13 protein-coding genes are annotated in these 15,954 nt (G+C 59.6%); 5 read left to right on the forward strand and 8 right to left on the reverse strand.

The window, feature by feature from the left end; genetic code table 11:
* The first annotated feature begins 51 nt into the window (after positions 1 to 51).
* The 4 genes from murJ (at position 52) to trxA (ending at position 4,872) form a co-directional block, all read left to right on the forward strand.
* The gene (gene murJ / locus AC4D2M_RS07450; protein ID WP_490891011.1) at positions 52 to 1,779 is read left to right on the forward strand and encodes a murein biosynthesis integral membrane protein MurJ; all 1,728 of its coding nucleotides are present in this window, start codon (positions 52 to 54) and stop codon (positions 1,777 to 1,779) included.
* A gap of 82 nt (positions 1,780 to 1,861) precedes the next feature.
* Positions 1,862 to 3,364 carry an ABC transporter substrate-binding protein gene (locus AC4D2M_RS07455; RefSeq protein ID WP_490891012.1) on the forward strand — a complete coding sequence of 501 codons (1,503 nt, stop codon included), beginning with the start codon at positions 1,862 to 1,864 and terminating at the stop codon, positions 3,362 to 3,364.
* 117 nt (positions 3,365 to 3,481) lie between these two features.
* Positions 3,482 to 4,525, forward strand: coding sequence for a thioredoxin-disulfide reductase (trxB, locus tag AC4D2M_RS07460; protein ID WP_490891014.1), 1,044 nt, complete (start codon positions 3,482 to 3,484; stop codon positions 4,523 to 4,525).
* A 23-nt stretch (positions 4,526 to 4,548) separates the two neighbouring features.
* Positions 4,549 to 4,872: a thioredoxin gene (trxA, locus tag AC4D2M_RS07465; RefSeq protein ID WP_490891015.1), complete on the forward strand. Its 324-nt coding sequence runs from the start codon at positions 4,549 to 4,551 to the stop codon at positions 4,870 to 4,872.
* A 2,977-nt stretch (positions 4,873 to 7,849) separates the two neighbouring features.
* On the opposite strand, the gene AC4D2M_RS07470 is transcribed toward trxA, so the two are convergent.
* The 8 genes from AC4D2M_RS07470 to rpmH form a co-directional block, all read right to left on the reverse strand.
* A complete protein-coding gene (locus AC4D2M_RS07470; protein WP_490891016.1) occupies positions 7,850 to 9,235 on the reverse strand; it encodes a ParB/RepB/Spo0J family partition protein in 1,386 nt (461 codons plus the stop codon).
* A gap of 93 nt (positions 9,236 to 9,328) precedes the next feature.
* Positions 9,329 to 10,366 carry a ParA family protein gene (locus AC4D2M_RS07475; RefSeq protein ID WP_490891017.1) on the reverse strand — a complete coding sequence of 346 codons (1,038 nt, stop codon included), beginning with the start codon at positions 10,364 to 10,366 and terminating at the stop codon, positions 9,329 to 9,331.
* A 171-nt stretch (positions 10,367 to 10,537) separates the two neighbouring features.
* Entirely contained in the window at positions 10,538 to 11,158 is a 621-nt protein-coding gene (gene rsmG, locus AC4D2M_RS07480) for a 16S rRNA (guanine(527)-N(7))-methyltransferase RsmG (RefSeq protein ID WP_490891383.1), read from the reverse strand.
* A gap of 51 nt (positions 11,159 to 11,209) precedes the next feature.
* Positions 11,210 to 11,752, reverse strand: a complete 543-nt coding sequence (locus AC4D2M_RS07485) for a Jag family protein (RefSeq protein WP_490891018.1) — start codon at positions 11,750 to 11,752, stop codon at positions 11,210 to 11,212.
* Positions 11,749 to 12,711 (reverse strand): membrane protein insertase YidC, encoded by a 963-nt coding sequence (gene yidC, locus AC4D2M_RS07490; RefSeq protein ID WP_490891019.1) that lies wholly within the window; start codon positions 12,709 to 12,711, stop codon positions 11,749 to 11,751. The genes AC4D2M_RS07485 and yidC overlap by 4 nt, the downstream gene beginning before the upstream one ends.
* A 13-nt stretch (positions 12,712 to 12,724) precedes the next feature.
* On the reverse strand, positions 12,725 to 13,078 hold the full coding sequence (gene yidD / locus AC4D2M_RS07495) for a membrane protein insertion efficiency factor YidD (RefSeq protein WP_490891020.1): 354 nt from the start codon (positions 13,076 to 13,078) through the stop codon (positions 12,725 to 12,727).
* Complete coding sequence (rnpA, locus tag AC4D2M_RS07500) at positions 13,075 to 13,449, reverse strand: ribonuclease P protein component (protein ID WP_490891021.1); 375 nt, start codon at positions 13,447 to 13,449, stop codon at positions 13,075 to 13,077. Before rnpA ends, yidD begins: the two co-directional genes overlap by 4 nt.
* 64 nt (positions 13,450 to 13,513) lie before the next feature.
* Positions 13,514 to 13,651 (reverse strand): 50S ribosomal protein L34, encoded by a 138-nt coding sequence (gene rpmH, locus AC4D2M_RS07505; protein ID WP_055854070.1) that lies wholly within the window; start codon positions 13,649 to 13,651, stop codon positions 13,514 to 13,516.
* A 453-nt stretch (positions 13,652 to 14,104) separates the two neighbouring features.
* Here rpmH and dnaA point away from each other — a divergent pair, with 453 nt between their 5' ends.
* A complete protein-coding gene (dnaA, locus tag AC4D2M_RS07510; protein ID WP_490891022.1) occupies positions 14,105 to 15,508 on the forward strand; it encodes a chromosomal replication initiator protein DnaA in 1,404 nt (467 codons plus the stop codon).
* Positions 15,509 to 15,954 lie beyond the last annotated feature (446 nt).

The raw sequence follows: 15,954 nt of genomic DNA on the forward strand, positions 1-15,954 counted from the left end.
GTGACCACCCGTTACCGGCGTCCGCAGGTATTGGTGAGACGATAAGTGACGATGTCTGATACCAATACCGCCTCAATACCGGTCCAGGATGCGGGCGTGGTGCCCGGCCGCCGTCCCACCCCAGCGGGCAACGTCCCGCCCACCGAATCAACAGCACGCTCCAGCGCAATCATGGCTGCGGGCACCCTGGTATCCCGCATACTCGGACTCGTCCGGGTTGCCCTCCTCGCGACGGCAATCGGAACAGTCGGTGCTGTATCTGACCTCTTCCCGGCAGCGAACAACCTGCCGACCTACATCTTCCTGATGATCGCGGGCGGCGTGTTCAACGCCGTGCTGGTACCGCAGATCATCCGGGCAAGCCAGCAGGAGGACCGGGGCGCGGACTTCGTCAGCCGCCTCATGACGCTCTCCGCGATTGTCCTGTTCATCCTTACGGTACTGATCACGCTGGCGGCCCCGTTCCTCGCGGATCTGCTCACGAACGTGACAGGGGACGCGCTGGCCCTGACCACAGTCTTTGCGTACTGGTGTCTGCCGCAGATCTTCTTCTACGGCCTCTACTCGATCATCGGCCAGGTCCTCAACGCCAACGGATCCTTCGGTCCGTATATGTGGGCTCCGGTAGTGAACAACATCGTTTCCATCGGTTTCCTGATCGCCTTCATCACCATGATGGGCGCTGAACGGACCACCAACCACACTCCGGACACCTGGACCGTCACCCACACACTCCTGCTCGCGGGTGGAACCACGCTCGGGATCGTCGTCCAGGCGCTGGTCCTGTTCGTGCCCCTACGCCGTTTGCGCCTTGGTCTCCGGCCACGCTTCGGCTGGCGCGGCGTCGGTCTCGGGAAAACCGGGCGCCTGGCTTCCATCACTATCGTGACCATGCTGATCGGCAACGGCCTCTACATGGTCAACCAGTGGGTGGCCACGATCGCCACCGAGGCACGTACCGAGCTTCCGGACGATGTCTACATCGCCGGTCTCACCAACCTGGACATCGGCTCGCTGGTTTACGTTCTCCCGCACTCGGTGATCGCGTTGTCGGTGGCCACCGTGATGTTCAACCGCCTCGCGGCCGCGCATTCCCAGGACGACATGAAGACCATCAAGGAGACACTGTCGCTTGGCCTGCGCACAATCGGCGTCGCGACCGTCTTCGGTGCAGCTGCCCTTCTTACGTTGGCGCCGCCGCTCGGCATGGTCTTCTCGGGCGGTATCCGTGAAGGCGGTGCCCTCAACGCCGTCGTCATCACCCTGCTTGCGGTCGGCGCACCCTTCCTGAGCGCGAACTTCTTCCTCAACCGGGTCTTCTACGCCGCGGAAGATGCGATCACTCCGCTGAAGGTTCAGCTGATCCTTTCCGTTGCGGGGGTCGCGCTCGCTCTCACCGCAAGTCTGTTCGAGCCGTCCCTGATCGTGCCGATGCTTGCCCTGAGCTTCACGATCGGCAACATTGTGGCCGTCATCGTCAGCCATCTATTCCTTGTCCGAAAGATCGGTGGATACGGCGCCGGGCATATCTATGACCTCCATGTCCGGCTCACCGTCGCAGGCCTCATTGCAGCAGCCGCAGGCGCAGGCCTGATGTGGTTTTTCGGCGCGTACCGGCCGGACGGGTTCGTCTGGCAGTCGGTGGCGAGCGCCGCCGTCGTACTTTTGATTACCGGACCGCTGATGGCCGTGGTGTACATCGGAATGCTGAAGGTCCTGCGGGTCACCGAGTTGAGCGACTTCCTCGCTCCACTGTTGTCCCGCTTTCGGCGCCGGTAAGCGCCGGTCCGCGCGTACACGCCAGTCAGCCCGGAAGTGACCGGTAGCATTGGTACAAATTATCCACATCCGGGAGGAATTCGTGCCTGAAGCAGTAGACGTCGGTTCAGTACTGGGCGGCCGATACAAGGTCACCGCCTACGTACTGGCCTCTGCTGAGAAGGACCTGGTGCTGGACGGTGTCGATCAGGTGCTGAATCGGCCGGTCAGCATTCTGATGGCATCACCTTCCAACGCCAGCCAGGTTGCTACGAGTGCGCGTGAAGTGGCCACCGGTGAGCGAGCCGGCCACATCCAGGTCCTTGACCTCGGAATCACCGACGCCGGCACTTACCTTGTCACTAATCGCGCTCCGGCCGCGGACCTCCTCGACCTGGTCATCCAGCAGGACGCCCCCTTCATCGAACCGTTCTTCACGGACACCCTCGGTTCGGAGATTTTCGGCGTTGCCCGTTCCACGGAACCGGAAACCTACGAGGACGAGTACTACGATCACGACGAGCCGGAGCGGCGGCCTTCGCGCCTCCCGAAGGCACGGATGCCGCGATTCGGACGTGCTGCCTCAGGCGGTGCCGCCGCGGGTGGTGCCGCCGGCGTAACGGCAGCATCCGCGCCCTCGGACCCGGGTACTGAACCGCAGGAGATCTCAGCGACGCGCGCGGCCGGTGACAGTGCGAATGTGCCGCCGCCGCCGAGTGCCCCTCCCCGTGTAGTTGCAGCTGACGAACGGAACGGGCACCCCAAAGCCTCGGCACCTGAAGATAACGACCGCCCAGAGGACACTTCGGCGTCCCAACGGCCGCCTTCGCGTTTTCCCGCCGCAGCCGCCGCTGGTGGAGCCACCGCTGCCGACACCCAATTCAACGATGACGATCCCTACGACGACTATTCCGATGACGAGGACCGCGAAAATAACCCGCGCTTCACCCGGCTGCTCGTGGGTATCGTCCTCGCCCTCGTCATCGTCGGCGCGGTCGTATTCGCTGTGAGCCAGCTGCGGCCCATCTTCGATCAGCCTGTCGCCAATGAGACCACGGCGGCGGAGAGCACCGTTGAGCCGACTGCCAGCCCGGACGCCTCGCCGTCACCTGCCGATGATGCAACGCCGGAGCCTGAGCTTGTCGAACCCGTGGCGACAAACGTCATTCGCCTCGTACCCGACAACCCGGAGCTCAACTCACAGACCGATGGCGACCTCGGGGCGATCATCGATGACAACCCCGCAAGCTTCTGGGGCAGTCTCGTGTACGCGAACGAAACCTTCGGTGGGCTGGCCCAAAATCTTGCCCTGGTGGTCGAACTGGAGGAACCGTCGAACGTCTCCGAAATCCAGATTGAGCAGCTCAATAGCTCCGGCGGCAGTTTCACTGTCCTCCTGAATGATGAGCCCACCCTTGAGGGCGCCACCCAGGTGGCGCAGTCAGGGTTCACCGGCCCCTCTGTGACGTTCAACGTCCCCGAGGTCGACGGCGCTCCTCCCACGGCGCAGTATGTAATCGTCAACTTCACCCAACTACCCCGTCTCTCCAACGTTCAGGCGCAGTACCCCTGGGGTATGCGGATCGCAGAGATTAACGTCTCCTAGTGTCTGAGGCGGCTCTGTCGCACGGAATAACAACCGTTGGAAGGTCGTTGTTGCAATTGATCGTCATCGGACTGGATGGTTCGGGCGTTCTCACCGATAGAAAGGTTCATTCAACCCGTGAGCACTGAGACAGAAGTCGGCAGCAATGCATCCGGCGATATCCGCGACGTCATCGACGTCATCATCGTCGGGTCCGGTCCGGCCGGCTACACAGCCGCCGTCTACGCCGCCCGCGCCAACCTTTCACCTCTGCTGATCGCCAGCTCCGTCACCGCGGGCGGAGAACTGATGAACACCACTGACGTCGAGAACTATCCCGGATTCCCTGAGGGAGTCATGGGTCCGGACCTCATGGAGAACTTCGAGAAGCAGGCCGCCCGTTTCGGCGCAGAGATCCTCTTTGAAGACGTTACTTCCGTGGACCTCGTTGGAGACGTCAAGACCGTCACCATCGGAACCGGTCAGACGTTCCAGGCACGCGCAGTCATCATTTCCACGGGGTCGGCTTACCGCGAGCTCGGTCTCGAAGATGAGAAGAGGCTTTCCGGGCATGGAGTGAGTTGGTGCGCCACGTGTGACGGCTTCTTCTTCAAGGATCAGGACATTGCTGTTGTCGGCGGGGGTGACTCCGCGATGGAAGAGGCGCTTTTCCTGACCAAGTTCGCCCGCTCCGTCACTGTTGTGCACCGCCGGGATTCACTTCGTGCCTCGCGCATCATGCAGGACCGCGCACTGGCCCATGAGAAGGTTCGGTTCGAATGGAATGCTGAGGTGACCGCCATCCACGGCGCAGACAAGGTCACCGGGGTCACCCTTGCCAGCACGGTCGACGGCTCCACCAGAGAGCTCCCAGTCACTGGCGTATTTGTGGCTATCGGAAACGATCCCCGGATCGACCTTGTGAAGGAACAGTTGAAGCTCACTGAGGAGGGGACCATCGCCGTCCTCGGTCGGACTTCCAAGACTTCCCTGCCGGGCGTCTTCGCTGCCGGCGACGTCATTGACCCGACCTACCGCCAAGCCATTACCGCGGCCGGCTCGGGCTGCGTTGCCGCTATCGATGTAGAGCACTACCTTGCCGACCTCGGGGATGCTGTAAACACGGCTGCTGAAGTACCAACTCCAGCGTCTGAAGAAGTTTCCGAGACGGCTGCCGTATAACCCGCGAGAAGGAGCAGACAGATATGAGCAACGCTAAGGAAGTAACGGATACAACGTTCGAAGCGGACGTACTCAACGCTTCGAAACCCGTAATGGTTGATTTCTGGGCTGAGTGGTGCGGACCGTGCCGTAAGCTTTCGCCAATCCTGGATGACATCGCCTCTGAGCACTCGGAGAAGATCGATGTCGTAAAGCTGAATGTCGATGACAATCCAGCTACTGCCGCGAAGTACGGCATTACTTCTATTCCGGCCGTCTACGTCTTCAAGGACGGCGAAGTGGCTGCGACTTCAATTGGCGCAAAGCCGAAGCAGGTGCTGGAGCAGGAGTTCGCTCAGTTCCTCTAAAGCACGAACGTAAATCGACAAGGCCGGGTCGCGCTGTAGGCGGCCCGGCCTTTCTCATACCCTGGAGCAGACCGTTTCACGTGAAACACGCGCATGGTGCAGAGAATTGGACCTTCCGACCTAGCGAAAAGGTCTTGATCACGTTCGCCGCGATGGCGCCTCGATCCCTTATTAGATCCTCGGGGTGCCCCGGGGACGCGCTCAGGTCGCCGGGGCATCCCCAAGCGCCCGAGCATTCCGAGCCGGTAGGGCCGTCAGTTGACTCAAGGGTTTGCAGCTTTCCGAATCGCTGCTCCAAACGGTGGTCCCGGACCGCAAAGCAACTCCCCAATTACATTCCAAAGGTTGATGATCAAGAGAAAACCTTAGGGTTCGGGAATCGACTTTCTCGACAGCGGCCATAGAGGGGCGGGAGCCCGCCCGGCAGTTGGTCGCCGTTTCACGTGAAACGCCTCAACTGCGCGACACCGGAGGAGGGAGGGGTCCTGAATATGATCGCACCGTGGTTGCTATAACGTCCGCCCCTTCCCACCCGCGTAACCCTGCCGAACACCCGTACCTACCGAAAGCGTGTCAATGGGTGCCTGCGTTCGAGCTGCCTCACCTCATCTGATAAGTAGACAGGCCGGCATATACGGCGTGTTTCACGTGGAGCATGTCTGATAGGCGGCCGAAACTGCAGCTACGAGTAGGTGCAGCCCTACATCCAACTAGGCCCTCCTTCAGAGTGGCCAACCCTGCGCCGCCGCCCGGGAGCCAGCACCCGCCCGGATAGTCAACTCTCTACCTAGGCCAATGGAAAAGCAGGGAGAGCATCGAATTACGCAGAGCGGGTACCTTCTCGCACAACGCATCGGAATCGGCCCAGGACTGCGGATCCAAAGGCACGACCTAGCCGTCGATTTGCTCTGCTAGTGCACAGCCCCATCCGCCACGCCCGTGACAGGCATTGGGAACCTTAGCCGGCCGCGCGCGTCACTGCTTGGCAGGAACCACCCTCATCCATCCACCACCATTGCAAGCGTTTCACGTGAAACCGATTACGCAAGGGTGCAATGGTCTATCGTCGACCAAGTCATGAACTCTCTCGGGTCCGCAGCCCTGCCCGTGAGTCTCGTCTTCCCACTCTGCCATCCCGCGCACAATGCCAAGAGGGCGGGAAGTGTCCTGTAAAACGCAACCCGGCGAAGGAGCGCCATGCTCGTGGGTCGAATTGGTCGCCGAGCCCGGGTTTCCGGCGGTTTCACGTGAAACGTGCCGTCAAGCTTTCCGTCTGAACCAAACCCGTCCGAAGCGCAAGGCCCGCAACTGTTTTGCGTGGGTACGGTACCTCCCAAGATTGCGGACCCGTCTGGCCCTTCCGCCCGCTGGCTCGCTGGGGTGTGCGGCCCGCTGGGGACGCCCTCCATGATGACCCCTCCGTGATGCGCAGAGCGCTAGACCCTAACTGTTCCAAGAAGTTGGCGTAGTGCCGTAGCGTTCACGTGAAACGCTACGCCACACATCGCTATCCGTTGAGGCAACGCAGCCTCGATCGAGCTTTATACCTTGAGAACCTGCGACCCGGTCAGAGAAGCAAGCCTCGAAGTGCAGAGATCATGACAACTGGTCGGCGGACCACGAGAACGGCCCCGCTATTAGAGCACCGAAAGCATGTGCTGAGACAGATCAGGCCTCCCGCACGCACGGTTCGCGATAGAGGCCAGCGTTTCACGTGAAACGCCACAACCAAGTAGCGGGGGCCCGTTCTTTCGCACGACCGATGCCGGGTTCAAAACGTCAGGATGACGCTGCCCGCAATTCTCCTCGCTGGCCTCTGTCGCCAGCCTGCAAGCCTGCAAGACCGCAACACCGCCGGTCAGCATGCAAAGACGCTTCGCGCCTGAAGTCGCACATATTGATGGTGGGCATGAGACGTTTTTGATGGTTGAGACCCGCACCCCGCTCAAATGCACGTCCTTGCCCCTGAAAAGGTTCGTACCGCGCTTAGTTTCACGTGAAACATGGTGCTGGGCCAAGCACCATGACGGGAACGCCAAGTCCGCTCCTGAAAAGACAACGTTACCTGCCCCACCACGGATGGAGTCGAGCCTGCAGCGATCCATACGGCTCAGTAAGTCGCAGCCCGTCGAGTCGGTAAGCGGCTCGAGTGAACCTGGAGGCCTTTCCCTGTCCACGTACCCTCAGCGCGGTCGAGAAGGTGCCAGTCAGAGCCGCCGCAACAGACGTCCGCAGGCTATCTTCCCTTCCGGTGCATAGTGCTCGCGCACTACCTGCAAGAAGATCGCATTCTCGCGCCAGGCTGGCCGCCCAGCGCGTCTTCAATGCCGTTTCACGTGAAACAGACAGGGCGCCCGCCGGAGCTCTATACGCGCAGAAGAGTCGAAGTCGAATCGGCGAGGATGAGGCACGGGAGAAAGGGCCTCTTCCCTGCGGGCTCAATCACTCAGGCCCTCTACCGTAGGAGCAGGCGACGGCTTGCCTTGGAGGTGGGCTACGGGGTAACGCTCGCCTCACGGCACAAGTGGCTGTCGATAACAGGGGCTACGGCCGTATTTGCGACCTCTTATGCTCGGCCAGCGCTGTCGGGGGATGAGTGATGGAACAAGGGTGTTTAGGCCGTGGTCGTATCCGTTCCACGTGAAACGTCCGACGACGTCCCCCTTGCCTGTTCCCGATAGAGCGAGCATGCGATTCCTTTTGCAGCGACTATTGAACCTTGCATGGTTGATCGCCCCGGTCACGGATGGCAAGCGACACCGTCCGAGCGACCGACACCGTCCGAGCGATGAAGAGAGGGGCGTAAATTCTCAACTGCCGTGAACGGTGGTCCCTGGTGAGTTAGCCCCAGCAGCGAGGGTCGACGGCAATTGAGCTCAGCGACTATAGCAAGTGGGGCTGCGGCCAACTAGATTCTTTTCAGAAGCTATCACGGAGAGGAGTGTGCCGTTTCACGTGAAACGGCACACTCTGAGACCTAGGAGGTGGGGGCAAGCACTCCCATGATGCGATTCAGATCATCGACACTCGCAAACTCAATGCTCACTCGCCCCTTCTTTGCCCCGAGTGTGATCTTGACATTCGTATCCAAACGATCTGACAGCGAAGTAGCAAGGTAGTCCAACCGCTCGTGTCGGGCTCCCGCACGGGGTGTCGTTGGCTTCCCAGGTCGACGCAAGCCATCGCTCATGGCTACGATCTCTTCGGTCGACCGAACAGAAAGTCCTTCCGCGACAATCCGCTGCGCAAGCTTCTCCATCTCGGCCGGATCGGACAGGCCCAGCAGGGCGCGGGCATGCCCGGCACTCAGAACCCCTGCCGCAAGCCGCCGCTGTACCAGAGGAGGCAGCTTCATCAGCCTCAAAGTATTGGAGATCTGCGGACGCGATCTGCCAATTCGCGCAGCCAGTTCCTCCTGCGAACACCCGAAATCATCTAGGAGTTGTTGGTAAGCGGCAGCTTCTTCCAGTGGATTTAACTGACTACGGTGAAGGTTCTCGAGGAGCGCGTCCCTGAGGAGATCGTCATCCGTGGTATCGCGGATGATGGCCGGAACGGTCTCTAAGCCGGCTTCCCGGGACGCACGCCACCGGCGCTCACCCATGACCAGTTCGTAGCCCTGTTCGCCGCCCTCTGAAGAGGCCCGAACGACCACGGGCTGCAGCACGCCGATTTCGCGAACCGAATGGACCAGCTCGGCCATCTCGTCCTCGTCAAAGACGGTACGAGGCTGCTTGCGATTGGGATGTATCGATCCGATAGGGAGTTCCGCAAAGCGTGCGCCGGGTACCTCCTGCAGCGTTTCACGTGAAACTTGCACATCCGCATCGTCAATCGGATCCTCGTTGCTAGCGGGCTCCGCTGCTCTATCCGGTTCAATCCCATTCGAGTCAGACACCTCATCCTCGGCGGAATCTTCACCTGGGACCTCCACAGTCGCGGGACCTTCGATCTCCTCTACCGACGGGGTAACGCCTACAGGCGGATACTTCTCGAGCTCCGAAGCCGCTTCTACCACAGTCGCATCGGCGGTCGCGTCAGCCTTCAGCTTTTGAGCCCTGGCTGCCGTCGCCCGCTTCGTCGCCGCCTGGTTTCGCCCGTTCGTCCTCTTCGCAGGCGCGGTAAGCGCCTCCTTATTGATCGAAGACTTCTTTGTTGAGCGCGAGGATGGGCCCGACTGGTCCCCCCCAATTCCCTCTGAGGTACCACCATTGGATCCGGCCGACGGGAAGAAGAGGTCTACTGGACGACCCCTCTCCGCGACCCTGGTACCGACGTTGTTCGTGGATTCATCCTGCTGCTCCGCGCTGCTCGGGATGAGCGCGCCAAGTCCTCGACCTAGACCTCTACGCTTCTCAGGCATGAAACGGTTCCTCTCGAAGGAGCGCAGACAAACTGCAGCGATTGATATCGCGACCAGTCTACTGTGGGCGGTACCGACAACCGCGCAGGCGCTCTAGGAGCGTTCAGCGATTTCTGCGGCAGCCTCAAGATACGAGAGCGCGCCGCTCGACGAAGGGTCGTAAGTGAGAACCGTCTGCTGGTAGCTCGGCGCCTCCGATATGCGGACTGACCGCGGCACGACCGCTTTCAGCACCTGATCAGGGAAGTGTTCACGGACTTCGGCGGCGACCTGGGCAGCAAGGTTGGTTCGACCGTCATACATCGTAAGCAGAATAGTGGAAACGACGAGATCGGCGTTGAGATGCTTCTGGATCATTTCGATATTCTTCAGAAGCTGACTGAGGCCTTCGAGAGCGTAGTATTCGCACTGAATCGGAATAAGCACCTCGCGAGCGGCAACAAAGGCATTCACGGTGAGCAGACCGAGACTCGGCGGGCAGTCGATGAAAATGTAATCCAGGCGCTCTTCTTCGTTCGTTGCACGATCCTTTGCGTACAGATCGATCGCACGCCGGAGCCGTTGCTCCCGGGCGACCAGCGAGACCAACTCGATTTCAGCGCCGGCCAGATGGATGGTGGCCGGGGCACAGATCAGGTTGGGTACGTCCGGGCAAGCCGCCACAACACTGGACAGTGGGAGATCATCGATCAGTACGTCATAAATACTGTCCACTTCGGCGTGGTGGGGAATGCCCAACGCAGTGGAGGCATTGCCCTGAGGATCGATATCAATGACCAACACGTTCAGGCCGGCGGACGCCAAAGCCGCCGCAAGGTTCACCGTGGTGGTGGTTTTGCCGACGCCACCTTTTTGGTTACTGACCGTCAGGACGCGAGTGCCAGCAGGGCGAGGCAGTTTGCGCCCAAATAACTTCTCTCGGCGTCGCGTCTCCGACGCCAGCTCTCGGGCTAGCGGTGTGCTGTCGTCCAGAACGTCCATCACGTTCTTGGTGCTTCCATTCGATTTCACGCTTACGGCCTGACTTGAGTCATTTACCCCGGCTGCACCACTCGTTTCACGTGAAACGATGCCTGTGTTAATTGGGTTTGAAAACACTTCTGGTTGAATATCAGCGATTGTGATAGCCAAAGACGAACCCATCGTCGACGTAGGCTGCTCGCGTCGCGTGGCAGAATCTTTCGTCACAAGCGTCTCGCTCACTTTCAGGTGCCGGGTGGGTCCCCTCTAGGTTATCCGGTGCGGAGGAAATACCCGGGCAGACAGCCCGCAGGGTACGGAACTTGCATCCAAGGAATGCAGTCAGCCGGCCACCACGATGCGCACAACGGTTGTCGGTTCGTCCAGCAGGGCGCCACCAGCAGTCTCAACAGTGGTGCTTTTCCCACCCAGGCGCCGAATGATCTTGGACGCCTTCTCCACTTCTTCAGCGGCACTCCGGCCCTTGATGGCCAGGACCTCTCCCGGTCCCTTCAGGAGCGGCATAGTCATCGTGGCAAGACCCGATAGAGCGGAGACGGCGCGCGCCGTCACCACATTCACATCAAACTTGCCCACCGCCTGTTCCGCCCGGCCACGGAAGATCTCTACATTGTTCAGTTCAAGATCCTGGGTTACTTCTCGCAGCCAGTTCACTCTTCTCTCGAGCGGCTCAATCAGGACGAACGATGCGTCCGGCCGCGCAATGGCAAGTGCCAGCCCGGGCAGGCCCGCACCGCTACCAACGTCAGCTACGCGCGCCTCCGGCGAAATCAACTCACCAACAACTGCACAGTTCAGGACGTGCCGGTCCCACAAACGGGGAAGTTCCCGTGGTCCGAGCAGTCCGCGCTCAATCCCTGACGTAGCGAGATGCTCGACGAACCGCTCTGCGAGAGTCAACCGCTCACCGAATATGCTCTGAGCCGCCTGGAGCTCCTTCATGCCGATCTCAATCGTCAAGACAACCCCTCCTTCGGAACAGGCAAACCGACGTCAGGATCCAGCCGACACAACGATGTGGCGCCGCGAACCTTCACCCTCGGACTCGCTGACCATGCCGAGCTCAGCCACGATGTCATGAACGATTTTGCGTTCGTACGCGGACATCGGAACCAGCGCCACCTCTTTACCGGCTTCCTTCACTTCGCTAACTGCTCGCTCTGCGATTTCGCGGAGCTCTTTGTTCCGGCCTTCACGGAACCCGTCGATATCCAGGACCAGCCGCGAACGATGCTCAGTAGAGGTAAGTACGGAGAGACGAGCCAGTTCCTGCAGTGCTTCCAACACCTCACCGTCCCGGCCTACGAGAGCCTGCAATCCCTGTGCATCGTTATCCTCGGACACGATGGAGATGTAGGTACGACCGTTCCGCACTTCAATATCGATATCGCCGTCTATATCGGCAATATCCAGGAGCTCCTCGAGGTAGTCTGCAGCCACATCGCCTTCGTCTTCCACGGAGCCCCCTCCATCCTGGTCAACTGCATCTTCGTTCACAGTCTCAAGCGTTTCTTCCTGCATATTGTCAGTGCTCATTTACGTTTCCTGTTCTTGCGCTGAGGCTGTACTCGTTGAGCTTTGGGTGGCGCAACTGCTTCAACCACAGGCTCCGGCTTCTTCTCCCCAAGCAGCGGAACCATCGGCAACCCCTTCTTCGCACGGCGCTCAGCGAGGGCCTTAGCTGCGGGGGATCCGGGCGTCGGCATCCGTCGAATCACGTAGAACTGCTGCACCATGGTCCAGATGTTGGTGGTAGTCCAGTAGATCAGTACGCCAATTGGGAAGTTGATGCCACCAACGCCGAATACGAGCGGCAAGATGTAGAGCATCATTTTCTGCTGACGCATGAATGGACTCTGCATGGCCTCTTCAGACATGTTCTTCGCCATGATCTGCTTCTGCGTGATGAACTGCGACGCAGTCATAGCAATGATCATGATGATCGAAAGAACTATCACGGAGCCGTGGCCCGGAGTGCCCCAGCCGTGAAGCAGCGAAGAGGAGAGTGGGGCGCCGAAGATTTCAGCCAGGTCGAACTGTCGGACGTCCTCGACAGTGAGGGCCCCGATACCTTCGCCTCGATCGCTTGCCGATGACACACCGTTAAGAACGGTGAACAGCGCGAAGAAGAACGGCATCTGGATCAGGATCGGCAAACATGCCGCGAAGGGGTTGGTTCCGTGCTTCTTGTACAGAGCCATCTGCTCCTGCGTCATGGCCTGACGCGAGAGTTGATCCGTTTTGCCCTTGTACTTCTGCTGCAGTTTCCGCAGGTCAGGCTGGAGAGCCTGCATCCCACGCTGGGCCTTAATCTGCTTGACGAAGACTGGAATCAGCGCAGCACGGATTACCACGACGAGACCGACGATCGACAAAGTCCAGGTCCATCCGGAGGCGGAATCCATACCGAGGAAGGTGAATCCCTCGTGGAAGGCCCGCATGACCCAGGACACCAGCCACCGGAAGGGCAGGAGAATCGTCTCGAAGAAATCCATAATCTGTTGCTCCTCAGGCCGCGGGGCGGCTTTCCTCATCTGCAGGAATCACCGGGTGATTCAGCACTACAATCTGTGGCTCTTCACCAGGCTCGAAACGTCTTCCTCCGACTGGCACATGATCCACACCGCCGTCATTCCAGGGATGACAGCGACACAGCCGTCTGGCAGCGAACCATGATCCTTTCAGCGCGCCGTGCACGATCACTGCCTCGAGCGCGTAGGCCGAACAAGAGGGGAAGAAACGGCACACCGGACCGTAAAGAGGTGAAATCAGTCGGCGATAGATCACCAGAATACCGATAAGGACGGCGCGGGGTAGCAGAACCAGTCGTGAGATATTCGACGGCGAATGATCCGCTGTCATTTGCCGTCTCCCTTTCCGCCGCCAGACTTCCCGATTCGCTTCACACTCGATGCCAGGCACCGTTCGAAGTCGGCACTTAGTTGAGGCCAATTGGCCGCAGCTGCTGGGGGCAGTGCGCGCACAACGACATCAAGTCCATCTGGTCGCTGAACCAGCGCTGATGCTGCTGCTTCTCTCAGTCTCCTCTTAACGAGGTTTCGCGTAACGGCGTTCCCCACATTTTTCGACACAATGAAGCCGAACCGCGAGGGCATACCTGTTTCGGTTCCGACGGCATATAACACCAAGTTCCGGCACCCGGATCGGGCACCGGAACGGACGGTATATGAAAAATCTGTGGCCGTCCGAACTCGGTGGGCGATAGACAGCACCTTGAGCTCCGGGACGGTCAGGGCGCTATCGGTCAGAAAACGCCGGCGGACGGATTAACTGATGCTAAGCCGAAAGCTCGGTGCGTCCCTTGCTGCGGCGCGCAGACAGGATGGCGCGACCGGCACGTGTCCGCATGCGAAGACGGAAACCGTGCTTTTTGGCACGACGGCGGTTATTCGGCTGAAAGGTCCGCTTGCTCACTGTGATACTCCAGAACGTTCTTGGCATGCGCTGCCGTTGCAACAGGGGGGAAGAACGGGCTGGCGCAATGAAGTTGTAGTACATCCGCCCTGCCGGCCTACGGCATACTGCTCAGCCTTGGCTGGCGGTATGGAGGCATGCGAAATGCAGACATAAAGGACTACATAACGTTAGGGCACCAGATACAGCAGGGTCAAACCGACGGCACCATGGGCAGACGTGTCATCCAGCCGAATGCATGTGGACAACTGCGGTCCCGGACCACACTTCTTCGGCTCCTCAGCTGATCCTCAAGTGATCTTATCCACAGGGCCGGTCTGAGCTATCCCCGGTACTTTTCATCGTCTACTGTTGCCGGGTGGCGCATTTATCCACGGCCTGTGCATAAGTCTGTGGATTAATGCCCGTCTATGGGCCTGAAACGGCTCTCTGAACTTACAACTGAGGACGCGATTGAGTACCGACGAGATCAATGATGTAGGCAGCTCCTGGCGCAAGGTCATCCGCACGCTCGAACAGGACGAACGGATCTCCCCGCGCCAGCGTGGTTTCGTGGTGCTGGCTCAGGCGCAGGGACTGATTGGTACAACGCTGCTCGTCGCGGTTCCCAACGACCTGACCCGCGAGGTTCTCCAGAGCCAGCTCAGGAGCCCACTCAACGACGCCCTCCGCGATGTCTTCCGCGAAGAGATTCAGTGCGCTTTCGTCATTGACCCTGATCTCACGCCCATTGTCGAAGAGGAACCGGAAGAGGTGCCGGAGGAGATCGCGCAGCGGGAACAGGCGCCGTCGCCCACTCCGCCAAGCAACTCCCACGAATTCGGGCGCCTGAATCCCAAATACATCTTCGACACGTTCGTCATCGGCTCATCCAACCGGTTTGCCCATGCTGCCGCGGTCGCGGTTGCAGAAGCGCCGGCCAAGGCCTACAACCCGCTGTTCATCTACGGTGACTCGGGGTTGGGTAAGACCCACCTATTGCATGCCATCGGACACTATGCACGACACCTCTATACCGGGATCCGGGTTCGATACGTCAACTCCGAGGAGTTCACGAACGACTTCATCAATTCGATCAGGGACGACGAAGGCACCAGCTTCAAACAGACCTATCGAAACGTTGACATCCTCCTGATTGACGACATCCAGTTCCTCTCCGGCAAGGACAGGACGCAGGAAGAGTTCTTTCATACCTTCAACGCACTGCACAACCACAACAAGCAAGTGGTCATCACCTCGGATCTTCCGCCCAAGCAGTTGTCGGGCTTCGAAGAACGGATGCGTTCACGCTTCGAGTGGGGACTGCTGACCGACATCCAGCCTCCGGAACTCGAAACCAGGATCGCCATCCTTCGCAAGAAAGCGATCAGCGAAGGGTTGAGCGCACCGGATGAAGTGCTTGAGTACATCGCGTCGAAGATCTCAACCAACATCCGTGAGTTGGAAGGCGCCCTGATCCGTGTCACCGCGTTCGCGAGCCTGAACCGTCAAGCCGTTGATGAGAATCTGGCCGAGATAGTGCTCAAGGACCTGATTTCGGACGACGGTGCGCAGGAGATCACCTCTTCGCTGATCATGGCGCAGACAGCCGAGTACTTCAACATCACCCTGGATGACCTGTGCAGCAAATCCCGGACGCGAACGCTCGTCACGGCCAGGCAGATCGCCATGTACCTCTGCCGGGAACTAACGGATATGTCCCTGCCGAAGATCGGACAGGAACTCGGCGGGCGAGACCACACCACGGTCATCCACGCTGATCGGAAGATCCGCGAACTGATGGCTGAACGCAGGGCGATCTACAACCAGGTGACTGAACTGACTAACCGCATCAAACACCATCGGAAGGACTCGTAGGTGCCAGCGGGTGCCAGCGGGTGCCAGGGACAGCTGAATTAACAGCTGTGGAAAGAATTGTGGATAACTACATGTTTCCGGTGGACGTTAATGAGGACAAGCATCGCCCGGGCTGTGGACCCGCGGAATCACAGGCTTTCCGTACACAGCGGCGCTAGTCCTCAACTGGTGTGAGTGCACATACTGTCAACAGGGCAAGTCCCGGGATGGCGCCGATAGTCTCGGTTATCCACAGTATCCACAGGAGTTATTAACACTACTGATCCTTAATCCGCGAGCTCTTCTAAATAACATTTCCCCTCCGGACCACCCACGAAATTCGGTCCGACGGGGACACCGCATCGCGCTAAGCTGTGACTCAGTAGAGTTCACCCTTTGCTCGCCCGTCCTCCTTTGCCGGAATGGTCGAGGATGAGCGACTTCCCCGATGTACCTCGCGAAAGGCG

This window comes from Arthrobacter sp. TJ-270, from assembly GCF_058269075.1.

Excerpts from the sequence above, each read along its gene's own strand:
- murJ (WP_490891011.1), top strand. The coding sequence starts at position 52 with ATGTCTGATACCAATACCGCCTCAATACCGGTCCAGGATGCGGGCGTG.
- trxA (WP_490891015.1), top strand. The coding sequence starts at position 4,549 with ATGAGCAACGCTAAGGAAGTAACGGATACAACGTTCGAAGCGGACGTA.
- AC4D2M_RS07470 (WP_490891016.1), bottom strand. The coding sequence starts at position 9,235 with ATGCCTGAGAAGCGTAGAGGTCTAGGTCGAGGACTTGGCGCGCTCATC.
- rsmG (WP_490891383.1), bottom strand. The coding sequence starts at position 11,158 with ATGAAGGAGCTCCAGGCGGCTCAGAGCATATTCGGTGAGCGGTTGACT.
- AC4D2M_RS07485 (WP_490891018.1), bottom strand. The coding sequence starts at position 11,752 with ATGAGCACTGACAATATGCAGGAAGAAACGCTTGAGACTGTGAACGAA.
- yidC (WP_490891019.1), bottom strand. The coding sequence starts at position 12,711 with ATGGATTTCTTCGAGACGATTCTCCTGCCCTTCCGGTGGCTGGTGTCC.
- yidD (WP_490891020.1), bottom strand. The coding sequence starts at position 13,078 with ATGACAGCGGATCATTCGCCGTCGAATATCTCACGACTGGTTCTGCTA.